43 protein-coding genes and 1 tRNA gene are annotated in these 25,402 nt (G+C 36.8%); 38 read left to right on the top strand and 6 right to left on the bottom strand.

Annotated features, from left to right (window positions below; translation table 11 throughout):
• Positions 1–157: 157 nt before the first annotated feature.
• Positions 158–229 (top strand) — tRNA-Asn (locus HFP47_RS06965).
• Between the two features lie 432 nt (positions 230–661).
• A complete protein-coding gene (locus HFP47_RS06960; RefSeq protein WP_010286910.1) occupies positions 662–1,051 on the top strand; it encodes a DUF805 domain-containing protein in 390 nt (129 codons plus the stop codon).
• 179 nt (positions 1,052–1,230) lie between these two features.
• Here HFP47_RS06960 and HFP47_RS06955 read toward each other — a convergent pair whose 3' ends face one another.
• From HFP47_RS06955 to HFP47_RS06935, 5 genes are all read right to left on the bottom strand, one after another.
• Positions 1,231–1,848, bottom strand: coding sequence for a site-specific integrase (locus tag HFP47_RS06955; RefSeq protein ID WP_373562335.1), 618 nt, complete (start codon positions 1,846–1,848; stop codon positions 1,231–1,233).
• A 35-nt stretch (positions 1,849–1,883) separates the two neighbouring features.
• On the bottom strand, positions 1,884–2,276 hold the full coding sequence (locus tag HFP47_RS06950) for an Arm DNA-binding domain-containing protein (RefSeq protein ID WP_179876269.1): 393 nt from the start codon (positions 2,274–2,276) through the stop codon (positions 1,884–1,886).
• 177 nt (positions 2,277–2,453) lie between these two features.
• Positions 2,454–3,188 (bottom strand): DUF4190 domain-containing protein, encoded by a 735-nt coding sequence (locus HFP47_RS06945; protein WP_114666130.1) that lies wholly within the window; start codon positions 3,186–3,188, stop codon positions 2,454–2,456.
• Positions 3,189–3,235: 47 nt separating this feature from the next.
• Positions 3,236–3,673 (bottom strand): hypothetical protein, encoded by a 438-nt coding sequence (locus HFP47_RS06940; RefSeq protein ID WP_114666129.1) that lies wholly within the window; start codon positions 3,671–3,673, stop codon positions 3,236–3,238.
• A 3-nt stretch (positions 3,674–3,676) separates the two neighbouring features.
• On the bottom strand, positions 3,677–4,015 hold the full coding sequence (locus tag HFP47_RS06935) for a helix-turn-helix domain-containing protein (protein WP_114666128.1): 339 nt from the start codon (positions 4,013–4,015) through the stop codon (positions 3,677–3,679).
• Positions 4,016–4,269: 254 nt separating this feature from the next.
• Between HFP47_RS06935 and HFP47_RS06930 the strand changes: the two genes are divergently transcribed.
• A complete protein-coding gene (locus HFP47_RS06930) occupies positions 4,270–4,485 on the top strand; it encodes a hypothetical protein (protein ID WP_150288668.1) in 216 nt (71 codons plus the stop codon).
• A gap of 89 nt (positions 4,486–4,574) precedes the next feature.
• Here the strand turns inward: HFP47_RS06930 and HFP47_RS06925 are convergent, their stop codons facing one another.
• Positions 4,575–4,871, bottom strand: coding sequence for a hypothetical protein (locus tag HFP47_RS06925; RefSeq protein ID WP_179876268.1), 297 nt, complete (start codon positions 4,869–4,871; stop codon positions 4,575–4,577).
• 86 nt (positions 4,872–4,957) lie between these two features.
• On the opposite strand from HFP47_RS06925, the gene HFP47_RS06920 reads away from it, so the two are divergent.
• From HFP47_RS06920 to HFP47_RS06760, 35 genes are all read left to right on the top strand, one after another.
• On the top strand, positions 4,958–5,200 hold the full coding sequence (locus HFP47_RS06920) for a hypothetical protein (RefSeq protein WP_011680304.1): 243 nt from the start codon (positions 4,958–4,960) through the stop codon (positions 5,198–5,200).
• A 5-nt stretch (positions 5,201–5,205) separates the two neighbouring features.
• Complete coding sequence (locus HFP47_RS06915) at positions 5,206–5,931, top strand: phage antirepressor KilAC domain-containing protein (protein ID WP_096639505.1); 726 nt, start codon at positions 5,206–5,208, stop codon at positions 5,929–5,931.
• A gap of 11 nt (positions 5,932–5,942) precedes the next feature.
• Positions 5,943–6,107, top strand: a complete 165-nt coding sequence (locus HFP47_RS06910) for a hypothetical protein (protein ID WP_179876267.1) — start codon at positions 5,943–5,945, stop codon at positions 6,105–6,107.
• A 98-nt stretch (positions 6,108–6,205) separates the two neighbouring features.
• Positions 6,206–6,544: a hypothetical protein gene (locus tag HFP47_RS06905; RefSeq protein ID WP_257229737.1), complete on the top strand. Its 339-nt coding sequence runs from the start codon at positions 6,206–6,208 to the stop codon at positions 6,542–6,544.
• 2 nt (positions 6,545–6,546) lie between these two features.
• Entirely contained in the window at positions 6,547–7,461 is a 915-nt protein-coding gene (locus tag HFP47_RS06900; RefSeq protein WP_179876265.1) for a recombinase RecT, read from the top strand.
• On the top strand, positions 7,458–8,108 hold the full coding sequence (locus HFP47_RS06895; RefSeq protein WP_257229736.1) for a hypothetical protein: 651 nt from the start codon (positions 7,458–7,460) through the stop codon (positions 8,106–8,108). The genes HFP47_RS06900 and HFP47_RS06895 overlap by 4 nt, the downstream gene beginning before the upstream one ends.
• Before the next feature lie 144 nt (positions 8,109–8,252).
• Entirely contained in the window at positions 8,253–9,008 is a 756-nt protein-coding gene (locus HFP47_RS06890; protein WP_179876264.1) for a conserved phage C-terminal domain-containing protein, read from the top strand.
• The gene (locus HFP47_RS06885) at positions 9,005–9,511 is read left to right on the top strand and encodes a DEAD/DEAH box helicase family protein (RefSeq protein ID WP_179876263.1); all 507 of its coding nucleotides are present in this window, start codon (positions 9,005–9,007) and stop codon (positions 9,509–9,511) included. Before HFP47_RS06890 ends, HFP47_RS06885 begins: the two co-directional genes overlap by 4 nt.
• Positions 9,505–9,777 carry a hypothetical protein gene (locus HFP47_RS06880; protein WP_179876262.1) on the top strand — a complete coding sequence of 91 codons (273 nt, stop codon included), beginning with the start codon at positions 9,505–9,507 and terminating at the stop codon, positions 9,775–9,777. The genes HFP47_RS06885 and HFP47_RS06880 overlap by 7 nt, the downstream gene beginning before the upstream one ends.
• A gap of 155 nt (positions 9,778–9,932) precedes the next feature.
• A complete protein-coding gene (locus HFP47_RS10955; RefSeq protein WP_373562327.1) occupies positions 9,933–10,385 on the top strand; it encodes a hypothetical protein in 453 nt (150 codons plus the stop codon).
• 6 nt (positions 10,386–10,391) lie between these two features.
• Positions 10,392–10,634 (top strand): putative HNHc nuclease, encoded by a 243-nt coding sequence (locus HFP47_RS10950; protein WP_373562326.1) that lies wholly within the window; start codon positions 10,392–10,394, stop codon positions 10,632–10,634.
• A gap of 119 nt (positions 10,635–10,753) precedes the next feature.
• On the top strand, positions 10,754–10,975 hold the full coding sequence (locus HFP47_RS06870) for a hypothetical protein (RefSeq protein WP_025268420.1): 222 nt from the start codon (positions 10,754–10,756) through the stop codon (positions 10,973–10,975).
• Complete coding sequence (locus tag HFP47_RS06865) at positions 10,968–11,366, top strand: hypothetical protein (protein ID WP_025268419.1); 399 nt, start codon at positions 10,968–10,970, stop codon at positions 11,364–11,366. Before HFP47_RS06870 ends, HFP47_RS06865 begins: the two co-directional genes overlap by 8 nt.
• A gap of 2 nt (positions 11,367–11,368) precedes the next feature.
• A complete protein-coding gene (locus tag HFP47_RS06860; RefSeq protein ID WP_050895009.1) occupies positions 11,369–11,809 on the top strand; it encodes a hypothetical protein in 441 nt (146 codons plus the stop codon).
• On the top strand, positions 11,806–11,973 hold the full coding sequence (locus tag HFP47_RS06855; protein ID WP_179876261.1) for a hypothetical protein: 168 nt from the start codon (positions 11,806–11,808) through the stop codon (positions 11,971–11,973). The genes HFP47_RS06860 and HFP47_RS06855 overlap by 4 nt, the downstream gene beginning before the upstream one ends.
• Positions 11,974–12,233: 260 nt before the next feature.
• Positions 12,234–12,656 carry a RinA family protein gene (locus HFP47_RS06850; protein WP_179876260.1) on the top strand — a complete coding sequence of 141 codons (423 nt, stop codon included), beginning with the start codon at positions 12,234–12,236 and terminating at the stop codon, positions 12,654–12,656.
• Positions 12,657–12,774: 118 nt separating this feature from the next.
• The gene (locus HFP47_RS06845) at positions 12,775–13,353 is read left to right on the top strand and encodes a hypothetical protein (protein WP_010292081.1); all 579 of its coding nucleotides are present in this window, start codon (positions 12,775–12,777) and stop codon (positions 13,351–13,353) included.
• Positions 13,350–13,475, top strand: a complete 126-nt coding sequence (locus tag HFP47_RS10725) for a hypothetical protein (protein WP_010292084.1) — start codon at positions 13,350–13,352, stop codon at positions 13,473–13,475. Before HFP47_RS06845 ends, HFP47_RS10725 begins: the two co-directional genes overlap by 4 nt.
• 413 nt (positions 13,476–13,888) lie before the next feature.
• Positions 13,889–14,143 carry a hypothetical protein gene (locus HFP47_RS06840; RefSeq protein ID WP_011680294.1) on the top strand — a complete coding sequence of 85 codons (255 nt, stop codon included), beginning with the start codon at positions 13,889–13,891 and terminating at the stop codon, positions 14,141–14,143.
• 304 nt (positions 14,144–14,447) lie between these two features.
• Positions 14,448–14,633, top strand: a complete 186-nt coding sequence (locus HFP47_RS06835; RefSeq protein ID WP_179876259.1) for a hypothetical protein — start codon at positions 14,448–14,450, stop codon at positions 14,631–14,633.
• Between the two features lie 194 nt (positions 14,634–14,827).
• On the top strand, positions 14,828–15,349 hold the full coding sequence (locus HFP47_RS06830; protein ID WP_179876258.1) for a hypothetical protein: 522 nt from the start codon (positions 14,828–14,830) through the stop codon (positions 15,347–15,349).
• Positions 15,350–15,631: 282 nt separating this feature from the next.
• Positions 15,632–15,832 carry a hypothetical protein gene (locus HFP47_RS06825; RefSeq protein ID WP_025268413.1) on the top strand — a complete coding sequence of 67 codons (201 nt, stop codon included), beginning with the start codon at positions 15,632–15,634 and terminating at the stop codon, positions 15,830–15,832.
• Between the two features lie 61 nt (positions 15,833–15,893).
• On the top strand, positions 15,894–16,424 hold the full coding sequence (locus HFP47_RS06820; RefSeq protein WP_179876257.1) for an HNH endonuclease: 531 nt from the start codon (positions 15,894–15,896) through the stop codon (positions 16,422–16,424).
• Positions 16,425–16,517: 93 nt separating this feature from the next.
• A complete protein-coding gene (locus tag HFP47_RS06815; protein WP_011680289.1) occupies positions 16,518–16,691 on the top strand; it encodes a hypothetical protein in 174 nt (57 codons plus the stop codon).
• A gap of 248 nt (positions 16,692–16,939) precedes the next feature.
• Positions 16,940–17,461, top strand: a complete 522-nt coding sequence (locus tag HFP47_RS06810) for a phage terminase small subunit P27 family (protein ID WP_096639491.1) — start codon at positions 16,940–16,942, stop codon at positions 17,459–17,461.
• Positions 17,448–19,328 (top strand): terminase large subunit, encoded by a 1,881-nt coding sequence (locus tag HFP47_RS06805; RefSeq protein ID WP_179876256.1) that lies wholly within the window; start codon positions 17,448–17,450, stop codon positions 19,326–19,328. Before HFP47_RS06810 ends, HFP47_RS06805 begins: the two co-directional genes overlap by 14 nt.
• 188 nt (positions 19,329–19,516) lie before the next feature.
• Positions 19,517–20,659, top strand: coding sequence for a phage portal protein (locus HFP47_RS06800; RefSeq protein WP_179876255.1), 1,143 nt, complete (start codon positions 19,517–19,519; stop codon positions 20,657–20,659).
• Complete coding sequence (locus HFP47_RS06795; protein ID WP_011680285.1) at positions 20,656–21,345, top strand: head maturation protease, ClpP-related; 690 nt, start codon at positions 20,656–20,658, stop codon at positions 21,343–21,345. The genes HFP47_RS06800 and HFP47_RS06795 overlap by 4 nt, the downstream gene beginning before the upstream one ends.
• Positions 21,346–21,355: 10 nt before the next feature.
• Entirely contained in the window at positions 21,356–22,519 is a 1,164-nt protein-coding gene (locus HFP47_RS06790; protein WP_096639487.1) for a phage major capsid protein, read from the top strand.
• Positions 22,520–22,529: 10 nt separating this feature from the next.
• The gene (locus HFP47_RS06785) at positions 22,530–22,862 is read left to right on the top strand and encodes a head-tail connector protein (RefSeq protein WP_096639486.1); all 333 of its coding nucleotides are present in this window, start codon (positions 22,530–22,532) and stop codon (positions 22,860–22,862) included.
• A complete protein-coding gene (locus tag HFP47_RS06780) occupies positions 22,855–23,226 on the top strand; it encodes a phage head closure protein (RefSeq protein ID WP_096639485.1) in 372 nt (123 codons plus the stop codon). The genes HFP47_RS06785 and HFP47_RS06780 overlap by 8 nt, the downstream gene beginning before the upstream one ends.
• Positions 23,216–23,632 carry an HK97 gp10 family phage protein gene (locus HFP47_RS06775; protein ID WP_096639484.1) on the top strand — a complete coding sequence of 139 codons (417 nt, stop codon included), beginning with the start codon at positions 23,216–23,218 and terminating at the stop codon, positions 23,630–23,632. The genes HFP47_RS06780 and HFP47_RS06775 overlap by 11 nt, the downstream gene beginning before the upstream one ends.
• On the top strand, positions 23,632–24,006 hold the full coding sequence (locus HFP47_RS06770; protein WP_010292990.1) for a DUF806 family protein: 375 nt from the start codon (positions 23,632–23,634) through the stop codon (positions 24,004–24,006). Before HFP47_RS06775 ends, HFP47_RS06770 begins: the two co-directional genes overlap by 1 nt.
• A 3-nt stretch (positions 24,007–24,009) precedes the next feature.
• Positions 24,010–24,645: a phage tail protein gene (locus tag HFP47_RS06765; RefSeq protein ID WP_096639483.1), complete on the top strand. Its 636-nt coding sequence runs from the start codon at positions 24,010–24,012 to the stop codon at positions 24,643–24,645.
• Between the two features lie 340 nt (positions 24,646–24,985).
• Complete coding sequence (locus tag HFP47_RS06760; RefSeq protein WP_096639482.1) at positions 24,986–25,390, top strand: phage tail tube assembly chaperone; 405 nt, start codon at positions 24,986–24,988, stop codon at positions 25,388–25,390.
• The last annotated feature ends 12 nt before the right edge of the window (positions 25,391–25,402 follow it).

Genomic DNA, 25,402 nt, shown 5'->3' with positions numbered 1-25,402 from the left:
CCCCAACAGACGATTGAAATTAAATTCCTCGATATAGTCCTGTCTGTTGGGGATTTTTTATTATTAAAATTGTATTATGAAAGTACATATTTTTTTCTGAAAAATATGTTGACAACTAATAATTAATACATTATAATTTAATCATTGTTTATTTCATTGCTCCATAGTTCAGTGGTAGAATAACGCACTGTTAATGCGCAGGTCCTTGGTTCGAATCCAAGTGGAGCAGTTAGTAAAAAGCCAACTCACAATTTGTTGAGTTGGCTTTTCTGGTCATTTGAGGTGGTTTATATATCATAAATGTAAGCGTTTGCAATCGGAGCGTTTATATGCTATACTACGTATATAGATTAGGAGGAAGTCCTAATAACAATGCGAGTTGTTGAAGTTATCCTTAACGATAACGGGAATGGGTTTCTTTCAATCCAGGAGCAGTTTACTCAGCGTTTAGGCTAGAAATGTTGATGGTGCCTGATAGCTCTATTTCAGCAGATGCTTAGATGAGAAAATAATAATTTACCCAGTGTAAGCTTTGGAAATTGTTGTTTGAGAGTATGCTGCTTTTTATATTGTCAACATATTCTAGCTTGATTCTCTAAATTAACTTTTTCCAAAAAGAGTGTTATCATTGATTGATGATGAGAGAAAAGGGGGAAATCATATGATTAATGCTTATCGTGAATTTTGGACAAAAATGTTTTCTTGGCATGCAACGGCAACAAGGACACAGTACTGGGTACCGTTAATTGTCAATTATTTTTTGGGTGGAATATTAGTTAGCATCTTGGAAAATATGCAAGGTCATTCAATTGAAGATATCTACACTGTTGGTGACTTGTCTACTAATTTGACAACAAGAATCGTCATGATAATTGTGTGGATTGCTACTTTTACTTTGAAAGCACGCCGTCTGCACGATACAAATCGAAGTGCTGGTTGGATATTTATTGATTTGATTCCGATTATCGGAAATATTTGGTTCTTTATTTTAATGATTTTACCAACGACACCGGAATCACGTTGGACTTTGAATCAAAGTAATGTGAATTAGTAATAATTTTGTGAAATAAAAAAACACCTAGATTATTTTCTAGATGTTTTTTATTTAAACCAAAATTAGCATTGGCATAATCATTGGTTTGCGAGCTGTTTCTTTGAATAGGATTTAGGGGTACTGGTGCATAAGGTTTTCAGATACCCTTGTAGTAAAACTGTAGTAAATATCGAAAATCATAGTGAATTAAGAAGCGTGATGGTGTGTGAAATTTCCTTATTTCGCTTCACTTGTAAGAGGTGTAAATACGTCTTTTGAGTGATAGAAATATCTTTGTGACCCAATCTTTCACTTATATATTCTACAGCAACGCCCTGAGAAATTAACATAGAAGCATGGCTGTGTCTCAATCCGTGGAAAGTTATTCTTTTGGGGATGTCTAATCGTGTTAATATTCTTTGCAATTCACGATTAACACTGGATTGCTGACGATCAAATAATCTTTCATTGTTGTCTTTGGATAATGTAAGTAGGTAATCCGTTAACCATTCTGGAACGTCTACAGTTCTGATTGAACTAGGAGTTTTAGGCTCTTTTACAATATTCAAACGTTCTTCATAAGACTTGCTGATATTGATTGTTCCATTACCGATGTCATTAGGGGTAAGGGCTAATACTTCTCCCAATCGAGCACCTGATAAAGAAGCTACTAACATAATATCATGAGTTGGCTCATGGTTTTCTTTTAGAAATTCTATAAAACGTTTAAAGTCAGTGTATTCTAAGAACTTTAGTGAGCTATCTTTGGCATTAGTACCATGCGGTTTTGCTCTTTCAAAAGGATTGACCCTTATTATTCCATCAGCTACGGCATCCTTTAATATGCCACTTAAATGTCCTTTGACTTTTGGCTAGTAGCAAGAGAGTGAGAGAGCCCATATTCGTTTAAAAATTTTTGCGCATCGTGACGGGTTACTTGATCTAATGATGTATTTTCAAAGTATTCGCTAACAGCTTTCAAAGTCATTTCATAACCAACATGAGTTGAACGTGACACGTCTGTTTTATATGTATCAATCCAGTCACTTATATAGGAAGAAAGGAGTTGTGACGGTTTAAAATCAATGTCACCATCAATCTTAGATCCTTCCGTTTTTATAGCCCATTGATTTGCTTCGGTTTTTGTTTTGAAACCTGATTTAGTTTTCTTTTTATATCCGCCTTGATAAGGGACGGATACACTAACGGTAAATGTTTTACCTCTTTTATATATTGAAGCCATACAAAAATCTCCCTTAAAAAGAGGGCTTATATCTGTTATAATCTAATAGAACGCCCCGTGCGTTTGTAGTATACTTTTAGCACACCCAGTGAACTTTTGCAGGTTAGGGTGTGCTTTTTTATTTTGTCTTATTTTAGAGACTTCATTGTCTATTATGTACGCCCATAAGGGCATTTGTTAACGTAATTGAAATTCAAAATCAGAAGTATTTGACAATGAATCTTTATAGGTGAATGATAGGTTCCCATCAGAACCTGATTGTCCTACCCATGTGCCACTGTAACTAGCATTCGGGCTTAATGTTCCAGATGTAAATTGGTTCTGAACAAAATCATCGTCAACATAATCATTATCGGTCTTATTTCCATTATTACTTAATTGAAAGTCTAAAGGATTATACTCATAATCTTTATCCGAGTTGTTTTTTATCGTAACGTCAACAAAAACATATTGTTTACTGTTATCAGGCACGTTCATATCACCATCGCCATTTGAATACGAAACCTTAGTAACTGTATATTCAACTCCGCTTATTGAAGCTGTTTCTCCAACTTTGAAGTCCTTTTTTGCATTTGAGCTAGACGAAGCACTGGACGATTGTTCTTCAGATCCAGATGAACTATCAATTTTCTTTACTTCTTTATTATATGATTTTGTAGCCTTATCTAATGAATTAGCATATAAACCTTGAGTTGCTATAACTATAATGATAGTAGTTACAGATAAAACAGTTCCAATAATAGAAAGCAGCTTTTTATTTTTTCTGTTGATCACTAATGCAATAATCCCTAATACCAATGAAATTATGCCTAGGAAGAACGCAAAGTTATTTACTATAGGAATCCATGATAACAATAGCCCTAAACCACCAAAAATAATAGAAAGTATACCTAATACTTTTCTTTCTTTCATCTCTCAATCTCCTCAAACCTTTTATTGTGATTGCTTAGCACATAATTTTAAATAACGCTAAAAGGTTTTAAATTTTCTAACCAAACTTTTTGAACTAGATGTTCCATCGATAAAGGGAGACCTAGAGCATACATAACAGAAATATAATTAGGAAGATATTCTTCGTCTACACTTTTAAAGAACAGCCTTAGAGCGAAAATATGAGCTGATATTTCCTCATCTATTTTTGCTAAAGGAGAAAAAGCATAGATGGTTTGATTCTTGCTTTTGTGAAGCACGTGAAAAATTTCGTGAGCTTCAATAAACGTAGAATCAATAGACGTTTCATAATTATCATTATAAAAAATCATGTTTTTCTGAGGGTAGGCCAGAGGTGGATCATATTTTTCGACAAAAACATGCTTAACCTTGATGTTATGCTCCGCTGTAATTTTGTCAATGTTTTCCCGAAAAGGAGCTAAATTGTAACAGAAGTCATCTCTCATACATTAATCGTCCTCTTCACTCAATAGTTCTAATATCACTCTCTTGTACTTTTCAGAAATCGGTTTACCATCAAAAGCAAGCATTGGGTCGTGCTCTAAAGCGTATTTTAAATCTGTTTCTTTATTCGAAGACGAATAGCTATTCATGACATCCGTTCGTCCAAGCAAATAGTCGGTTGAAACATTCAAAACATCTGCAACTGAACTAATCTTATCAATAGAGGGCGTTTTCGTTTTCCATCCGTAGATAGAATTGATGCCCATGTTTGATTTTTCAGCTAAAGTTTGAAGGCTTATTTTCCTCAAATCAGCAACTTCTTTAACACGTTCAAATATAGTCATATTGGCATTTCTCCTAGCATTCGAGAAAAATATTAATTCTATCGAGTAATTTAATGTTGACATATTTATTCGATAGAGTTATTATTAACTCATCAAGTAATTGAGCAACAAAAAACAAACACTTGTAAATCTAACTTGGCGGTCTGATTACTAGGTGGCGCGTTATTTGTAGCTTATTTCGTATGCACTTAGTTTACTCTATCGAATAAATTTAGTCAATAACTTGATGAATAAATTATGCAGGAGGAGATTACATGCCGGTAGTTAGCCCAGAGGAATCAATAAAGAGAAAGATTCGTCGAGCGATTCGAGGTGAGTTGGACGAACGAGGAATGTCTCAAATAGAGTTGGCGAATATGATTGGTGAGCGTGAAGACGAAGTTAGTCGAGCAATCAATGGATACAAAGAAACACGCTTTGTAAAAATTCGCGAGAAAATTTTTAAGCTATTCAATATTCAAGACATTTAGAAAGGAAGTGAGAAACATGGCAACGAAAATTATTAACAAAAAAAGGTACCAAATCACACAAGTGACTGGTACCAAGACTGGATCAATGCTTATTCAAAATCGTCAAGGTTTTCTACTGAAAATGTACCGTCGTCGTTTTGGACGATTGGGTGACTTGTTCGAAAGGTTATCCGCTCTAATTCTACTTCTGCATAATAAGCGAAACCGTTAGGATAATAAGTTAGCGACTTCGCCGGAGTTTCACCTTCTGGGGTTATAAAAAATTTCTCGACTTCTTTCCAGTTGGCGGTGAAATATTCTGTTGAGATGCGCACCGTATTCGTACCACCGTTTTCGGGCGCTTCAACAACATACTTATATGGCATTTTAACGTTCTTCTCTTCCATTGCTACTTTCTCCTTTCCTAAAACTAGGCAAATGAGCCAGTAATTAAAGGATAGCACAAAACAAACATTAGAAAGGAAGTGATCGGATGGTAACGCAGCTACTTGCAAAACTAGATGAAATCATAAAGTTTTTCCACAAGAGTCAATTACCAGAAATCATGGATAAAACAGAGTTGGCTCAGTTTCTAGGAGTTGGCATAAACAACGTTAATAAATATATCTATTCAGATGGATTTCCTTATATCGAACAACCAAACATGAAAGATGGTTATCCGAAAAAGGCAGTTCAGGAATGGATAGATTCACACACAAAATTTTACGGAAGGTAAATAACATGGAAGAAATTATCAAGATTAATCAAAACGATCAAGGCGAAGCGCAAGTAAATGCCCGTGAATTGTATCAGGCATTAGAAGTCAAAAAGAGTTATCGCTTCAGTCAGTGGTTTGAAACAAACGCAAAACAACTCATTGAAAATGAAGATTATCAGGGCGTGGATGTAACCACACCCTCGCAATCTAATAATGGGGCAGTACAACGAGTACAAGATTACATATTGACGGTTGATGCTGCTAAGCAAATTGCGTTGATGTCTGGAACTGAAAAAGGCAAGCAAGTTCGTATGTACTTCATTCAAGTTGAAAAAGCATGGAACAGCCCAGACCAGATTATGGCGCGCGCATTAACTATTGCACAGATGAAATTAGATCATAAGGATAACTTGATTGCTGAAATGAAACCCAAAGCATTGTTTGCTGATGCAGTGAGCGCAAGTCAAACAAGTATCTTGGTTGGCGAACTAGCCAAGCTGTTGAAACAGAATGGAATTGATACAGGAGCTAATCGATTGTTTACCTGGTTGCGTGAGAATGGCTATCTAATTCGCCGTAAGGGAACAGACTACAACATGCCAACTCAAAAGAGTATGGAAATGGGATTGTTCGAAATCAAGGAGCATAACCATATCAACTCAAATGGGGTAAACGTAACAACTAAAACACCAAAGGTAACTGGTAAGGGACAGCAATACTTTATTAATAAGTTTTTGCAAGCGGCATAAGGAGGAATAACATGTGGTTTTTACAAGTAATAGCAGTAGCAATCGTGCTAGGAATAGTTTTCGTAGGCGGCATGATACAAGGTGAGTTACAAGAACGTGAGCATCAACGTAATAAGCACCGTTTGGAACGCATGGGTGGCACAGATGGCAGCAACAAGTATATGCGGGTTAAATAAAAAAGCGCCTAACTGTTGGAGCAGTTAAAGCGCTGGATATAAATTATTGTGAAAGAAAATTTATATCTCGATTATAGCAAGAAACGAGGTAAATGCAAATGGTAGTGACATTGCCCGAACCATATAAACCACGAAATGATTTTGAGCATGATTATTTTGAGGGAAAAGAAGCCGTTCCGTTTCACGAGAAATGTTTGTATGTTTATGCATTAAATAATACAGATGAAGCTGACTTTATGTGGATGACTTATGAAGAATTGCAAAAAGAATGCTACTTCGTTTATGTGGTCAAAGTCGGAACGAAAGAAGTTGTTTGTGCCGGTGAAGCACTTGGTACGTATTTGGAAAAGAACTGCCTAAACGGTGTGTACAAGGGAATATTAACGCCCTACAGCACGTATGGCGAAGAAGCAATTAAAGAATTGGAGTGGAAGTAATTATGGCAAATGAAGTAGCGCAAGTTCAAAAAATTATTAACAGTGACAAGATGCAAAAGCATTTTGAAGAAATACTGCAGGACAACGCAGCCGGTTTCTTAAGCGGATTGTCAACGGTTGTGGCATTAAACCCAGACTTAGCAAAAACAAATATGAATGACCTAACAAACGCTGCAATGCGAGCAGCCATTCTTGATTTATCCGTCTTACCAGACCTTGGTGAAGCCTACGTCATTCCGTACGGAAAGCGCGCGAAGGTAGACGGTAAGTGGATAACCAAAGATGTTAAAGCCCAGTTCCAATTAGGTTATCGAGGGATTATCAAGCTTGTACAGAATACTGGTCGTGTTGGTCGTTTGGGTGGAAGTGTTGTTTATGAAGCAAACAAGCCACATTACAACTATGTATTTGATGAATTCACAATGGAAAATGAAAACTATGATCCATACGTAGACGGTGAAAGTCCAGTAGCCGGATACTTGGCATTTTATTACTTAGACGGCGAACGTATCGTCAAGTATTGGCCGATCCAACGAGTAATTAACCATGCTATGAAGTTCAGCCAAACTTATAAGGGGCCAGACCATAAAGACCGTTACGGCAAAACACCACAGACACCATGGTACACGGACTTTGATGCAATGGCGATTAAAACTGTGATGAAAGACTTGCTTAAGTTTGCCCCCAAGACTACTAAGGTTGCGCAAGCTATTGCAGAAGACGACAAGAACGAACGTGAGGCACGTGATGTTACTCCGGAAACAGAAGAAATCACTCCTGAAGAGCAAAACGTTGAACCAGAAATTATTGATAATCAACCAGAAGAAAAAAGCGATAATCCGTTTTCAGGAGTTGATACAGGTGATGCGCCTAATCCTTTTGCTGAAAAGAATGAAGCTTTGGAGGACGTGAAATGAGTGAGCCAAAAACAGTAATGCCATTGATTAGCTTTGAAAACGGTGTGGCACAGAACTGGAACGATTTACGAGCAACGTTGAACGGTGTTGAAGTGACCACGATTAGTAGCAAGGTAGATGCTCAAAGTATGGCTGCTTTGAAAAAAGACATGAAGCAAGTATCTGACTTAATCAAGAAATCAGTGAAGCAAAATGTTAAGGATTATGAACAAGAATTAATTGAGCGCAATGGTGGTTTATTCGCCGTTAAAGATACTGCCGATTCAATCATTGAGGATATCACGGAAGAACAAAATACGTGGAATGTTGGCCGTCTAAAGCAATTACAACCAGTGTTGCAAAAAGAAATTGATGAACGTAATGAATCGTATCAGCTTAAAACGCCACTGACCATTAAGGCAGATTGGTTAAAAATTAGCAATTTCACTGCTACTGGTAAACCAACTGGAGCGCTTACGAAGTTGTTGAATTTAGAATTTGTTCAGGCTAAAGCATTGGAGTCCGAACCACCCAAGTTAACAGAGGTTCAGGAAGTAAAAAAGCAATTAAATATGAGTTCTCGAAAGTTTGGGACGATATCCAAGATGACGATATTTACACCGGTAAAGATTTCAAACAAATGCTTTCTGAAATCGCTAAACAATTAAATTAAGGTCGGCGTGACCCGATCATCGTCACTAAACTGATTAATCCAGTGAAAAGAGTTTAAGTCGCTCGATTCGTTGATGTTCATTCGTATGATGGCGATGTGGCGTAACCACACGAAAGGGTGTGAAGCCCAAAGGAGAAACATGGCGCAAAGAAGAATGTTTAGTAAAGAAATAACAACCAGCGACACATTTGTCGATATGCCAATGTCTAGTCAGCTTCTGTATTTTCATTTAGGTATGGAAGCAGATGATGAGGGATTTATCGGTAATGCAAAAATGCTAAGTAGAGCATATGGCGCAAACAGCGATGATTTATCCCTGTTAAAAGCTAAAGGATTTATCATCATGTTTCAAAATGGCGTGAGTGTCGTTAAGGATTGGAATTTAAATAATAAAATACGCAAGGATAGATTAAAACCAACTATTTACAGGTCTGAAAAAAGTCTTCTAAACGTTGATATAGATGGGTCTTACTTTATTGACAACCAGATGACAACCAAAGTGCAACCAATTGACAACCAAATGTCCGCACAGGATAGGTTAGGTAAGGTAAGGTTAGGTAAGGATAGAAAAGATATATTGTCCGGTTCCGAAGAACCCGACCAACTCCCTTACAAAGAAGTTGTTAATTATTTGAACGAAAAGACTGGGAGTAAGTATCGAAGTAGTGGAACTAAAACTAAAAAATTAATTAAAGCAAGATTTAACGAAGGATTTAGTTTAGATGATTTCAGAACTGTGATTGATGTTAAAAGCAAGCAGTGGTTAACAGATCAAAAAATGAAACAGTATCTAAGACCTGAAACATTGTTTGGAACTAAGTTTGAAAGTTACTTGAATGAAAACCAGGTAACTGGCAAACCAGCAATGAGGAACGGAGGCTATGGAACAAGATGAATAGTCTCAAGGAGATGTTAGAAAACGATGAACGCTTTGCCAAGAACAAGGTTAGCGATGAAGAATTGCAAGCATGGCGTGAAAAAGTAGAACGTGAAGACCAGGAACGAGTTCGTCAAGCACTGTTTAATAACAGGGCACGTATCTACAAGCGAGATAGCGTGTGGGGAACTAGCGGTGAGCAGACGTTCACATTTCAGAAGTGGAATCCAAAAGTGCAACCTAATCAAAAGTTAGCCCACGACATTTGGAAAAAGTCAGCAGAAATCACTAAGAGAATGTTTGATAGTAATTTCAACGTTCTGTTCTACGGTGAAGCTGGTACTGGTAAAACAGCCATGGTGTTAGCAATCATTGATGCACTGAAACAACACTCGAATAAGCTGAGTATGTTTGTCAGCGTTATGGACTTACGAGAACTGATTATGTATGACTTCAATGACAATGAAGCAGCTATCAAGATAAAAACATTGAGCGATCAATGCGTGAAGTTGATGTGTTGATACTTGATGACTTTGGTTCTGAAGCTGGTGGTATGAAAAACGAAGGTAGTGCCACTGAAAGATTACAGCAGTTCTGGTTTCGAGTTGCTGAAGCAAGGCAAGTGAAAGATAAAGACGGCAACAAGCGTTACAGCACTATCGTGACCACAAACAACGATAGAGGCGATCTGGAACGCATGTACAACAAGAAGATTGTTAGCCGACTGATTACAAAAAAAGCAGAGAACACAGTTGTGTTTGACGGATTGGACGATGTCAGAGAATGAGTTATCAAATGATTTGTACAGAAAACGACAGAGTGATTATGCGAGACCCAAGAGTGTTCACGAAGTTTGAGGATGTGGAGTACGCATTAGCAAAGCGCATGTGCGTTGACAGTGAACCTTGGAATTGGGGCATTGAAATAGTGTAGGAGTGCTTAGTGACTGAATTATTTGGACAAGTGAATAAGCTAAATCCAAACAAAGGGTTAGTCACATTGCGAATGAGCGATGATGATTTGCGCACATTGCAGAAGTATCACACAACTAATCAGCAACAAGTTCTGTCAGTGATAGCTAGTGATGATAATGAGCCGACACCAAAACAGCGTAGATTTGCGTTTGCACTGCTCAATGACATTTGGTTGTCACAAGTAGGTGGATCATGGTTAGAGACCGTAGAAAGCACAAGAAGACACTTTTACGGCACGTACGAGTATTACCACGGTTTAGACTTTGGCGAATTTAGTCTGAGCGCAGTCAAGGGCAATAAGTCAGACACAAACGAGTTCATCAACATGTTATTAGATTATGCAGTTTTTCATAATATCAGCTTGAGCGTGAAGCCGTTGAATGAATTAGAACCACAGGAAATAGCGCATTGGGAATATTAGTGTCTGATGAACAAGTGTTGCGTGATATGTGGCAAGAGACCGAGTGACCTGCACCATTTAGACACGATTGGCCAAGGGGTAGACAGGCGTAAGACTAACCACTTGAAACACAGAGCCGTGCAATTATGTCGCATTCATCATCAAGAGGCGCATTCGTTAGGGGTGGAAACATTCTTACAGAAACACCACCTGACCGGCATCAAGATAGATGAGCGAATTGCAGAGGCTCATAGATTAAACGTTAGATAGACATTAACAAGCGTTTTAAGGCGTTAAACATTAATTAGGTATAAAATACACTAAACCACATTTAAAACGTCAAATATGACGGTTTCTGTGGACGTGAGAGCAAATGAAAAGGAAAGGATATGGCTACTAAGATAAAACCGAAATCAGAACGAATTTGGGCATTGTACAAAGGTGATGAATTTATTGCAGAGGGAACACCTAGAGAAATTGCTAGAAAGACGGGTAAAAAATTTGACCATTTAATGTTCATGACACGTCCGTCTTATGTCAATAGATTTGTATCTGACAAAAAATACAAAACCAAAGGGAGGTTAGAAATGGTCGAGTTAGAAGATGAATAACAATAAAATTTATTTCAATATTGAGCAGTACCGAGATAAAACTTTGAATAAGTATATAAATGCAGAAAGAACGAATAGATATGCGGGTTCCGGATTGAAAAAGAAGGGGACGTTATATGCTAAAAGAATAGTTGAACAAGCCATGGTTGATGGCATTATATTTAATTGGCCTTGTAAATTGAAATTTGACTGGTATTTAGCAGACGGACGAATTGACCCAGATAATTGGGATTTCATAAAGAAGTTCATATTCGACGGCATGCAAAAAGCAAACGTGCGAGGGGTGACATTTTTAGGGAACGACAATATCAAACACATCAACGGATATGATCATGATTTTTATATCGACAAAGATAACCCGCGATTGGAGATATACGAACTGGAGAAATAATAATGACGAACTATGCAGCTGAATTTTGTGACAAGGAAAGAAAATTCGGATTTGACATGGCTGCCGAGTGGATGCAGTCAAAATTAAAAATAGAACCAGGCGGTGAAAATTCAAGCCATTGGAGCGATAAACAAACGGAAACATTAATTTCTATGCTTGATGAAGGTAAAGAGTTCAGGGCAATTTCGAACGCGATTGGTAAAACCACTGTTCAAATATATGCCAAGCGCAGAAAGTTAATTGAAAAAGGGCTCGTGGAAGCGCCAGAAGAAACGCCGTCAGAAGCCAAGCAAAAACGAGTAGTGAAGTTTAAACAGTTGACGAAAGCTGGCGTTACAGACGTTCATGAAATCGCTAAACAATCTGGCTGTAACGAATCATCGATATATGGTTATGCCAAAGAAATGGGTTATGAAATTAATAAAGGTAAGGTAATTTTATGAGAAAACTACAAAACACAGGACTAACAATATGTGTCTTGCTAATGCTAATTAGCGTTATCGCTGGATTGTTCATGGTTATCAATTTTGAATTAGCGTTGACATACGTAATTATTTTTGGTCTTGATGCAGCTATGTTTTATGTATTTATGAGGAAGGGTGATTAACATGAACGAATGGCACAAGAAATTCACAGTCATTGAAATACTTTTTTATAAGTGTAGATAGGCTAGTATTAATACTTGTATGAAAATACCAAATACCGAAATAATTTTGGTACCGTGACTATGGATAAGAAATCCAATTATTAAAGTAATTGATAAGAAAAAAATCATTGAATATATCAAAATGTAAAGTATAAGTTGTGTCATATATATTAAATTGACCTTTTATTTTTTGGTAATTATATCATTAAAAGGAGCAAAGCGTGGCAGATAGAATAGACAGATACCTAAGTGACTATTATTCAGGTGTAATCGACATGCAGATTAAGCTACGTAAAATCGAATTACAGACACCTGAAACAGTAGATGAAAATGTAGGCGGTGGTACTGCTCAAAACAAAGAAAACCGAGTTCTGGATAATCAGCTAATCATTGAAGAAAGTGATTATGCGTTACAGTCCTTTATTCGTGACAAGTGGTGCATGTCTAACTTTTTGAAGATACTAACGGAGGAAGAGAGAGCCATGCTATCCTTGCGATATGATCGTAGACGCAAGCGTAGTTGGAATCAGGTAGCTGGAATACTTTCTAAGTCAGAGAGCCAGTGCCACAGAGATTTGCAGAATATTAAGCAGATATATCGAAAGTCTGTATTTGCTTATCAGCCTGTGGATAACTCGGAGTAGCGAAAACATGCGAGTTTTTAGACAGTTTTTGACCTAAAAACAGTGCAATAATGGTATTGTTGATAATTAAGAAGTCAATGATGTGGTATCATCTTTCTTGTAAAAGGAGAGATGATTTATGAGCAAGAAAGAAATTACTTTGTCGCAAGTTGTAACTTGGTTTTTGACAATAATTGCTGTTGTTATATCTGCTTTTAGTGGTATATATCAATGGAATCAAAGTAAAAGGTACAGCGACAATACAAACAAAATTCTGATTAATTCAGCAAAATTAGCTGAATATGATTTGGATCTGATGATTTATAAAATTGACAATGGCGGAGATGAAACACTTGATTATGGTCAATTTAGATTTCAACTTGATAGTCTTCAACAAAACTTTGAAACTATTGAAGCCATAAATCCAACAAGTTTGTCTAAAAATCAAGCTATGAATTATCAAGTTTATCGTCAAAATCTTAACGCTGTGATTTACAAGGCGACATCATATGTGAATGCGTTGAGGGTTAACCAAACGGAAACTCCAAAAGACACAGACAAGCTTCACGTAGATTTGGGAGCAAGACAAAATTTCTACCAAGGTGTCGGCAGTTCATTGAATGTAATTAAAAGTGATTTAAAGGTGCTCGAAAATAATAAATCGTTGTATGATCAAGACTATAAGAAAAATTCCAAAATTTTGGAGGAACAAAAATGAGTGAAATTTATATATATGGGCCAATGGTTTTATCTATAATTGCTTTGGTGATATCCACTTTTCAAATTGGGTATACAGTTGGTAAAAATAAAAATAGTGGCAAAAACTCGAAAGATAACTAATAAATCAGACTGAAAATGACCTAGAAATTAGTAACGTATAGTGTTAACATAGTTTGTAAGGTGTCTCACATAAATACTCCTATTACCGTATTTAACTTCTTTCTCATCGCAAGAAGTGAGGCACCGTACATAAAATATGTTAGTGACAAAGGTAACTTTGTGTGCTAGCATTTAACGTGTGGTAACCCAAGCATTCTATACTCTCCTGAAAAAAGTATTGATAATATCATAAAGTGATATGGGTCACCAAGAAAGCATCTTAACGGATGCTTTTTAATTGGCAAAATTTAGTAGTAATCGCTTTCAGAAGATGCTATTATTAATGAGGTGCCTTATATTGGAAGCAATATTCGTGATGTGTTCTTCTATGATTATTGTTGGGGTAAGGCATCGTACATAAAGGAGAGATAATTATGATTGCATTACATATTTTCTTTGGATTAATGATATTAGTTGGTGTTATTATGACCTCAGTGTCATTTCAAGGAGATACTGACAAGTTGACTAAACTTCAAAAGTTTTCGTTGATTTTCACAACTTCAGCGATTGGATTGACCGTAGTAGCTGTCACAGCAGTATCTGGGGCGATTTACATTGCTTTAGTTATGTTCGTAGCGTTAGCTCTGTATGAGTATTATGCATTTCTGCATAAAGCTGCCCAGAAATAAATTGAATATTTTAAAAGCTCAACCACGTGAATAGGTTGGGCTTTTTGTTTGGAGTTAAACATGAATGAAGCAGAGAAAAAACTACGCAAGAGACGTAGACATATCAAACAGGCGACTGATGTTAATCGCAAGCACGCTGACATGATGAAGACAGAGAGTATTGCACGACATAAGCGCTCACGTATCCAGGTTAGGTCAGAAGTGATGGAGAACAGGCAGATTGACTACAAGAGCCACATGAAGTGGTTAGAGAATTAATAGCCCATAACGTACTATGATGTGAACAACATTTAGGAGAATAGATATGGCATTAGCAAGAGAAGAAATCAACTTTGAAAGCATCAAGCGTGAAGCAGATGTAGAGATGTTAGTTAAAAACATGATGCAAACCAACAACATGATCGCTCATTTGAAAGAGGAACAGTTTGAAATACGCAATGAGATAAAAAGGCGTGATGAAATTATCAGCAAGCTTAAAGATGATATTTAGCTTCTCAAAAAAGAGAAGAGATGGAATATGTTATGGCAGAATAGCTTAGAAGAAGATATTAATCATACCCAAATAGCATTACTTGCTGTAGGAGTTATCAATGTGTTGTTTACTTTTTTCATGAGTAGGTGATCTAATGTTTTAGTTACACATTCAGTCCTCTATAGTATAATTACTGCTATTGGAGGTTGGAGATGATGTTTTTAGGATTAGATACTGGAAGCTGGGCAGAGTGGACAAGCGGCATACTAGCAGCAATGGCGATATTTTTCGGTATTTTAAGTAGTAAGTTTGAAAAGCAAGTGAAGTTAAAACTAAAAGGTATCATGCTCTACCAGTATGGTTGTGTCTACCTAGAAGATAAAAACACTGGAGAAATGTTGCCTGAAGACATAAATGATACCTATCTTAAAATCAACTTAACAAATATAGGATTGATTGATATAGACGTAAAGGAATGTGGGATTACAAACAGTAAGTTCAAGCTCGAGAATATATGGACCGACTTTGAAAAAAGTTACGCACTATATCATAATGCCGTCGCCTTACACATTCCTTCTAAAAGCGGGTTATCGATAAACAAAGAAGAGTTTCCAATAGAATATCTAGGTGGTTTAGCAAAGGATAAACACAGAAGACTTTTAATATATGCTATTGATCAACAAGATAATATTTATTTCGGAAAATTAAAGTCTAAAGTTAAAAAGATAAGTTAATCAACAAGCGCTTAAGCGCTTTTTATTTTGCAGTGAATGAGGAGAAAAGATGACTAGAGTATTAAGAACAACTATTACAGTATTGATGACCATTATCACGTTGCTCGCTTTGTTTGGAATAGTATATGTAGTTGTTTGTCAACAAGACCATGCTTTGTTTAGGATAGTTAGTATTGTTATTAATTGGTGTATGGGATTAGTTGTGTATGGTTGGTCGATAGAAAAGTTATGAAATCGCTATCAAAAGAACTATAATGTAGTCATAAAGTGAGGTATGAGTATATGAAGTTTGGAATGAGAACACCATCTATCAAGAAGTCTATCAGTGCTAGAACAACTGGACGTGCTAAGCGAGCAGTTAAGTCAGCTATCAATCCTGCGTATGGCAAGAAAGGAACTGGCTTAATTACTAATCCTAGTAAGTCAGTAAAGAATAGCGTTTATCACAAGACAACTAAAAGTGTTTGGAGTTTGTTCAAGTGATGTCAGCTCAGCTCATTAAATTGAGTTGGGCTTTTTGTATACATAAATTTAAGGAGCAAGTATGGCTAGAGTAAAGATATGCCGTAAGCCTGACTGTCACAATACCATACCTTATGCACAAGACAATCCATACTGTGAGATACACAAGGCTATGTATCGACCTAAGCCAGAGTTTAAACCTAAGTCATCTTATGAACGTAAGCGACAACAACGTGAGTACAATGCTAACAAACGTGACAAGGAAGCTAATGAGTTCTACCACAACAAGACGTGGAAGCATTTATCAGCAGGACTTAAGCAACAGACAATGTTCACATGTGAGTGTTGTGGACGTACAAGTACAACCAAAGGTTACTTAGTTGTAGATCATATCATCCCCAGAAAGATAGATAAGCGTAAGCAACTGGATAAGGATAATCTATGGGTGATATGCAAGAGGTGTCATTGGTACAAAGGTATGCTTGAAGATGATGTCTATACTGATGGCTTATTCCTAGAGAACATAGATACTAGCAAGTCATGGTGTAAGGATGAAGTAAGACAATGGATACTTGATTCAATTAAACGTCATGATGAAAGGAAAGATGATTGATGTTGTTTAACATTTGATGATGAACTTAGTTATCAACATTAGTTATTGGTTGTTCATCATTCAAGTTATTGTTCATCAACGAAAGGAATCGATATGAAGAACAGAACGAAAGCTAATCAACTAACAAACGAATTGATTAGATTGAAATTGTTGAATAAGAATAATAAAACGAAAATAATTTCGTTTGGAGATAATCAAGATCAAGGAGTTGCCTTCGTAAACGCAATAAAACGGGTTAACGCGTTGCAAAGCTGGAGCCGAGTTTAATCGTACGGCTTTTACAGATTAATTTAGCAGTATAAGTGATTATTATTCGGGTACAAATAAAAAATACCCCCGGGTGGGGGCAAACGGAGGGAGCGTCACAAGGTGGCGTCCTCGTTTTTTGCAAATGCAGAAATCAAAAATTTTTGAATGGGCTATTTTAGAATTTAAAACGTTGTTATATCAACGTTTAACGTGTTATTAATATGCATTTAGTATACCACAAACTTTTGACGAAAGGGGGTGTTTGTTTGGTAAATAAACGCAATTCTGGACGTAAAAGGACTACTGGCACTGACGAAACAGTCAGAGCAGACCAACGAGAACGTAATTTAGAGTTTCAGGAGAAACAAAATGAACTTAACGAACTACAAGACACCCCTCCTTATCATTTAAAAGGAAGTGGTATAACAATTTGGAAAAAAATAGTTCCTGAGTTACGGAAACTGGGTACCATAAAACAAATTGATACAGTTAATCTTGAAGCTTTTTGTTCATCATACAGCACGTATATAATTGCAGAAAAAGAAGTATCAGAAAACGGTATATTTGCCTATAATTTTGATGATGAAGGCAATAAAATAACAGATTTCAGTAAGAAGAATCCTGCATATTCAATAATGAATGATAGTATCAAGACTTTAAAATCATTAGCTGTTGACTTAGGATTATCATTTGATGCAAGGTCTGGTCAACTGGTTCCAAGTGACATTGGTGTTAAGGAAAACAAGCAAGATAATTTAAGGTTGGTGAAGTTCGGTGCAGACATTTAATTTAGTAGGTGTAACAGACGTTAAAGGTGCTGTTAAATCAGAAAAAAGACGATATAAACGTTATTTAGATAAATATAATGATCCAGCTACTCAATATGCTTTTGATGTTTTGTTCACTGATAAGTATATAGCTGGTCGAGATGCGCAACTAGCTTGTTTTAGGCATATGCAAGACTTGGGTAGACAACGTGACAACGATTTTCCATATCACTATGACACCGCATATGTAACTATGATTGAGAATTTTACAAGGATACTACCTAACCCTGATAATTTTAAGGTCACTTTGAAGCCGTATAATTGGCAGTCGTTTATATTAGACAGTTTATTGGGTTGGCGTACGGAAGAAAATGGTACAAGATTTACCACATCTAACATAAGCGTTGCTCGTAGACAGGGCAAAACGTTTATTGCATCCATGTTGGTTAACTTTTATTACTTTATGGTCGCTGCGGAAGCAACGTCACAAGATTTTCTGGTTGCTAGTTATGATAGTGAACACGCCACTAAGTTATTTAACGATGTTTCTATTCAGGCCAAGAAGCTATTAAAAATGCCAGAGTTTTCTGCTTGGGCTAAAGAAAATGATGTTGATGCACAAACACAACAAGTAATAGGGCGTATCAGCAAGAACACCATTCGTAAAGGAACATCAGAAGGTGGCGGATTTGATTCATTTCACAACGTTATTGCTGTTTATGATGAAATTGGTAATCTTAAACCTGATAAAAACGAAACATTGCGACAAATAACATCTGGTCAAAACGGTATAAAAAATCGTATGTTTGTCAAGATATCAACTGCCTACCCTAATGCAAAGGTTAAATTCAAAAAAGACCAAGATTTGATGCGCAAGATTATTGAACAAGATGATTCACGTGAAGCAGACAATACGTTTCAAATTATTTATGCTCAAGATAGTGAAAATGAAGTGTTTGAAGAAAGTACTTGGAGCAAATCAAACCCTAACTTAAACGAGATGGACGAGGGCAAATATAAGTCTGAAATCAATAGTTTGATTAAGGATAGAGATGATGCTGATAGAAGTGGTGAACTTGCCACGTTTGTTAATAAATCATTGAACATTTGGAGTCGTAAGTTCCAAAATAGTTATTTGTCTCTTGAAAACATTCAGAAAAATATCATTGATGACTTTGATATTTATGGTCGTGATGTTTATATCGGCTTTGATGGTAGTCAAAGTAACGATAATACCTCATTAGGTTTTATATTCCCTTATCGTGAAGTGAAAAGTTATAAATATTTTTGTAAACAATTCAGTTTTATTCCTTTTGCACAAGCTAAAACGATTGAAGCTAAGGAAAAACAAGATGGTTTAAATTATCGCGAGCTTGAAAAACAAGGGCTGTGTGAAATAACTAGAAGTCCAGAAGGAACTATCGATAAAGACCAAGTTTATCATCGGTTAGAAAAGTTCGTTGCTGACAACGACTTGAAAGTAAAGATGATAGCGCTTGACCCCAACTTATCTGATTGGCTGTTAAAACGTATCGAAAACTACCACGATGAATGGCCTGTATCTACCGTTCGACCAACTTCACAGGTGCTGTCTAATCCAACTAAAGATTTGCAAGCGCAATTTATTAACGGCAATGCTGCTATTTTGAATGACCCACTTTTGATTGATGGATTTACAAATGCTGTGTTGATTGAAGACAGAGGTGGAGCTGTTAAGATTGACCGTTTGAATAGAACAAGTGATCACATCGATACATCAGATGCATTGGTTAACGCACATACTGGAGCACAGTTCTATTTTGAAGATTTTAAAGGGGATGATTATAATCCGTTTAATGATTTGAGCCGTGATGAGAAGAAAGATTACTTTAAGAGGATGTTTGGATGATAGTAAAAATTATAAAAAGTATATCTAATTTTTTGATAACTGGCTAGCGGCAATTCTGTTTATTATAGGAATAGCATTGATTGATATCGGTGCTTTTTATTTTAATGTAATTATTGGTTTTACCGTTTCAGGACTGCTGTTTGTAGCCATGGCGATAATTCTCAATATGGAAAGGAGGGAATAAATGAATGGGTTTAATGACTTCGAGAAATCGACAACATAAAATCATTGACACAACTTATCCTAGTACGCATGGATATGATCCAGTTATTTCACAAATAGCGGGTCTTCCTGTTGGATATATAAGTGGCGCAAACGCACTAAAAAACAGTGACATATTCAGTGTAGTTAATCGAATAGCAAGCGATATTGCTAGTGCTAAGTTTAAAACTGAAAACACGTATGTTAGTGAGCGACTTAATCAGCCTTCAAAGCTGATTGGTCGTTTTTCATTTTGGCAGGGTGTCATTATTCAATTGTTATTGAGTGGTAACGCTTATGTACCGTTGGATTTGGATTATTTAGAACAAATACCGCCATCTTCGATTATTAGTATTGATATTGACAATGCGAATCAAGGTGCAGTTTATACGTTGGCTGAATACAACAACCACCCTCAACGCAAATTAACACAAGACAAGATACTTCACTTTAGGTTAATGCCTGACGCAACCTATCAATATCTTGTGGGGATGTCACCGTTAGAAAGTTTGACTAAAGAGCTGACCGTTTCAACAGCAAGTACAGACCAAAGCTTGAACTTGATTAAAAATCGTATCACGCCAACTTCTGTTTTACAGATTAGTAACGCACTGCTGGAACAGGGTGATGCTGATGCAGCACGTGATGCATTTGAAAAAGCTAATAACGGCTCAAATAATGGCCGACTGATGGTTTTGGATTCCAATTCTACGTTCAGTCAATTTGAGATGAAAGCTGATGTATTCAAAGCGTTAAACAATAACGCAGAGTATTCTGCTAATCAGATTAGTAAGGCGTTTGGTGTACCTGTAGACATGTTAGGGGGTGGTAATAGTACAGAAAGTCAGCACAGCAACAGCACACAAATCAAGAACTTGTACTACGAGAACTTAATTAGTTATGTAGCCCCAGAAATTGATGAAATTGCTTTGAAAATGAATGCAGAAGATTTAACACTTGATATGCAATATGTTGACGACGCTACCCGTGTTAGCCAAATCAACGACATGGTTAAAGTTGGCACTTTGTGTCAAGCGCAGGCTGAATTCATGCTGAAGCAATATGGTGTGTTGCCTAATAATTTACCTGTCTATGTTCCATCGACGCAGGGGAAAGGAGAAAGTGAATGAAGTTAGATATTAAAGGCATGATCACTAATGATGATGATGCAGAAATATATCGTGATTGGTTAGGCATGACTGTTACCTCACCAACTGATATTTTAGGCAACTTACCTACTGATGGTTCTGATTTAGAAATTGGAATTAATTCAGGAGGCGGAGAAGTTGATGCTGCGAATGAAATTTACACAGCGTTACGAAATTACCCTGGTAAAGTTATTACGCAAATTGAAAGTTCAGCTTATAGTGCTGCATCGATTATTGCAATGGCTGGTGATACTGTTCAAATTTCGCCAGTTGCTCAACTAATGATACATAATGCGTCAACTTATGCAGGTGGTAACCACAATGACTTGGATAAAACATCTAACGCGCTAAAATCCACCGACAAGGCCATAGCTAAGGCGTATTCTGTAAAAACAGGGCGTCCAGTCGATGAGTTCCTTGCCTTGATGGATAAAGAGACGTGGATTAATGCTGACGATGCATTAGAACTTGGATTAGTTGATGAAGTAATGACTTTTGAAAAAGAGCCAGTCACTAATTCTGTTAATAATGTACTACCTCGCAAAATTATCAATCGTATCAAAGATTTGGTTGGTGAAAATCAAAAATTGAAAACTAACGCAACTGATAGTCAACCAAGTGAACACGACAAGCTCGTGCAAGCTAAGTTGGCTATTTTACGTAAATAAGGAGAAAAATATGACTAAAGAACAACTACAAGCGGCATTCCGTGACGCTAGCACCAAGGCATCTGATTTGAATGCTAAATTGAACAACATGGTTCAAGATGATTCTGCTTCAGTAGAAGATATTAAGAAGGCTCAAGATGACTTGACGGACGCTAAGACACGCCGTGATATTTTGAACTCTCAACTCAAGAGCTTTGAAGACGTCGAACCAGAGCCTAAAAAGCCTGGTAAAAAGACTAATATTTTGGACAATAAGGCCGCTGAACTTGCTGCAAAAAAGCAAGGCATTAATGATTTCATTCATTCTCGCGGTGCAAAGATTTCAGATGCAGTTGCTTCACAAGTTACTTCGTCAGAAGTTGGTGTATTGATTCCAGAAGAAATTATTTATGATCCATCTGCTGAAGTTAACTCAGTTGTTGACTTATCAACTTTGGTTAACAAGACACCAGTTACTACTCCAAGTGGTAAGTATCCTATTTTGCAACGTGCAACCGATCGTTTCAATTCTGTTAAGGAATTAGCAGAAAACCCTGCTTTAGCTGAACCTACTTTCAAGGAAGTAGACTGGTCTGTCGATACTTATCGTGGTGCAATTCCTCTTTCAGAAGAATCAATTGCTGACACACAAGTCGATTTGACAGCATTGGTTGGTCAATCAATCGGTGAAAAGAAGGTTAACACTTATAACGCCTTGATTGCACCAGTTTTGCAAGCATTTACTGCTAAGTCAACTACGAGTGATACATTAGCTGACCAAGTAAAGCACATTTTGAATGTTGATTTAGATCCAGCTTATGCACGTGTTATTATTGCTAGCCAATCATTCTACAATGCCGTTGACACATTGAAAGATAAGAACGGACGTTACTTACTTCAAGAATCAACTGCATCATTAGCACAAGCATCCGGAAAGACGTTGCTGGGAGTACCGGTTTATGTGATTGGTGATGAACTATTTGGTAACGCTGGTGACCAAAAAGCATTTATCGGTGACACAAAGCGTGGTGTTCTATTCCCTAACCGTCAAGAAATTACTTTGGCTTGGGAAGACAGCAAAATTTATGGCCGTTACCTAGGTGCTGCTTTCCGATTTGGAGTTAAGCAAGCTGATGACAAAGCCGGTTACTTTATTACTAACACAGCTACTCCTGTATCTGTCAGTGGCGAATAAGGAGTAATTCATGGCAGATGAAACAAATTCACCTCGTGCGCCTTCAACATCAACAGGTGTCACGGTTGGTGATATGCAAGACTATTTAGCAATTGATGGTGATGATGGTGTTTTACAGGAATTGATTGATTATGCCGAAGAAGACGCTCGTGGTTCAATTGACAGCACTATCGATATTGAAATATATCGAAAGTTACCAATATTTAATCAAGCAGTTAGGACATTGGTTGATTTCAATTACTATAATCGTGGTGCTTTATCTGGTCAGCAAATTGCTTATCCTAAGTCTTATCAGTACATGCTGAACAAAATCAGATGGAAGGTGGGTCAGACAAATGGTTAGTGGAAAATTAAAACCAAGCAACTTTATTGGAAAGGTTGAGTTCGGAACTGTTAAATCTGTTTTAAACAAAAACACAGGACAAAAAGTACCTAGTTTCGTTTCTTCTACTAGCCAAATGCGATATGCACCCCGTAGTCGCTCGATTACGCAATCTGATTCTATTTTTGGAACAAGTATACAGGAAACTAAAATAATTGCTGTACGGCACAACGAGAGCCTTACAGAGAATTTAAAAGTTCGCTTTGTAAAAACGGGTAAGGTTCACGACATCAAATATATTTCATCTGATGAAAGTAATACACCGGTTTCGTTTGACTACATCACCATTACTAAAGAACCACTGGGGGCATTTGATGGAACTTGATGATGCTTTAGATCAATGGCTACGTAATGTGAATAAACTAGTTCCTAACGTTAAGCAGAGACAAAAAATTACGTTAGTTGGAGCGGAAGTCTACAAAACAAGGCTCCATGATATTACTAAGGCCAAACATTATGATGAAAATCATAAGGACACTAGTCAAGTAACTCACTTAGCTGATTCAATTGAAGTTTCCGGAACAAACATTGATTACATTCGTGACGGTACCTCGTTAGTTGGTTTCACCAAAAAAGGTATAAACCACGGTCGTATCGCAAGATTATTGAACGATGGCACAAAATTTATTCCAGGTGATCACTTTGTTGAAGACGCTAGGCGTAGTTCTCGACAAGCTGTGTTAGCGGCTCAATATGCTGAATATCAACGACTTTTGAAAGGTGGTAATTGATGATACTACCCATTTTTGAAGTTCAAGAACTCATAGAAGCAATGAGTTTTGCTGATGTTGTTTTTGTAACAAGTATCGATGAAGAATATCTCGAGAATGTCACCTCAACAGTAGTTCTTGTGACCGAAACGGTTAACGACTTGGATAAGAGAGCCAACAACCGTTTTAGAAACATGAATTATGGTGTTGAAGTACAGATATTTTACGGAATTAACTTCACCAAGCCAATTCTTGACACAGAAATATCATTGGCAAGGCTATTAGAAAAAAACGATTGGCAAACAACCCAATCTAAATCACATACCAATGACCCGAAGACTAATCAAGTCACTAAGGTCTTTTATTTTGAAAAAAATTATATTTTGGAGGATTAATTCATGGCAACACAAGGTATTGTTACCTCATATTTCGGATTAATTGACAATGCAACAGGTCAATTAATAAAAGGCGCTGATGGTTTGAGCGACACAGGCATCTATGAAGCAGACGGCCATCAAGATGCTACTGCTGAAGGTGCTACTCAAATTCAAATTCAGAACTTGGGTACTGCACCAACCTTGCAATACTCAAACAATAAGGCCAAACGTTCAACTAAGGCTCGTTCATATCCAACAGCCGAATTTACAATGCTTGATCTAGGATTTGAAGCTAAGCAAAAGCTGCTTGGTAAAATCCAAACAACAAGCAAAGGCTTTGTTGATGGTGAAAAAGAAGCGCACGTAGCGGCGATCGCTGTGACACAAACATTGGATAAGCAACATAAAATATATTATGCCTTTGCTAACGGGACAATGATCGAAGGAAACAAGACGTTGGGTACAAACACTAACAACGAAACTGATTCAAACGACGTTATGACTTTAACGACAATGAATCCCGTTGTTGATACTCAATTCGGGGGTGAGCCATACCAAGTTGCATCTGATTTGGTAGATGGATTTACACTTGATGCGTTAATGGCAGAAACCTTCCCTGGCTATTCAAAACCAACTGATGGCACAACAGGTCAATAATTAGTATTTTTTAACTCGCTTTTGAAATAAACAGTACATGAAAATGGGCGGGTTACATTTTTAGTTACTCATAGTTACCTTTAAACCTTGTAATAATATATATATATATTTATATAGTATTTTATGTAACTTTGTAACTTTTTGCTATTCGGGCTATGCCTGTCAAGGGATACAGAAGTTACATTTTTTTCGTAAAGTTACACAATTTTTGTAACTTTTTTGTAAGTTCTCATTTTTTAATTTGAAAAAATGTAACTTTGTCACTAAAAAAATACGTCGTTTTGTAACTAAATTTAGGGTAATTTTACCCGTACATATCAAAATAAAAGGAGCCTAGATCATGGCAGTTAATACAGAAAAAATTAAGTTGAATAAGTTCGGAATTCGCAAGACGGTATCTATAAAAAAGACATTTGGTTTGCGAGAAGAAGCGATTGAAAACAGCATAAAACTCGGTGAACTTGCTGATACTGAGGGTATGGAGTTTATTGATATCCAGAAAAATGAGTTGAAATCTAGCAAAATTAAGATGGACGTAATCAAGTCAATTTTTGGTATTTCTGACGAAGAAATGGACGAACTAACCCATAGTGTATCATCTAAACAATTTTCAGATGCTTATGAATATGTAGAACTGATGATGATGGGCGTTAGCGAAGAAGAATACGAAAATCTTGTTAGGCTTGCTTCTGAAAGTCAAGAAGAGGTAAATGAAGAAGACCCAAAAGAAGATTTGGTCGAATAAGAAGGGAAGTAT

Source organism: Leuconostoc sp. DB-1 (assembly GCF_013414845.1).
Classification (GTDB): domain Bacteria; phylum Bacillota; class Bacilli; order Lactobacillales; family Lactobacillaceae; genus Leuconostoc; species Leuconostoc mesenteroides.
Note: the sequence above shows the minus strand (reverse complement) of the source record. Positions and strands in the feature narration are given on the sequence as shown.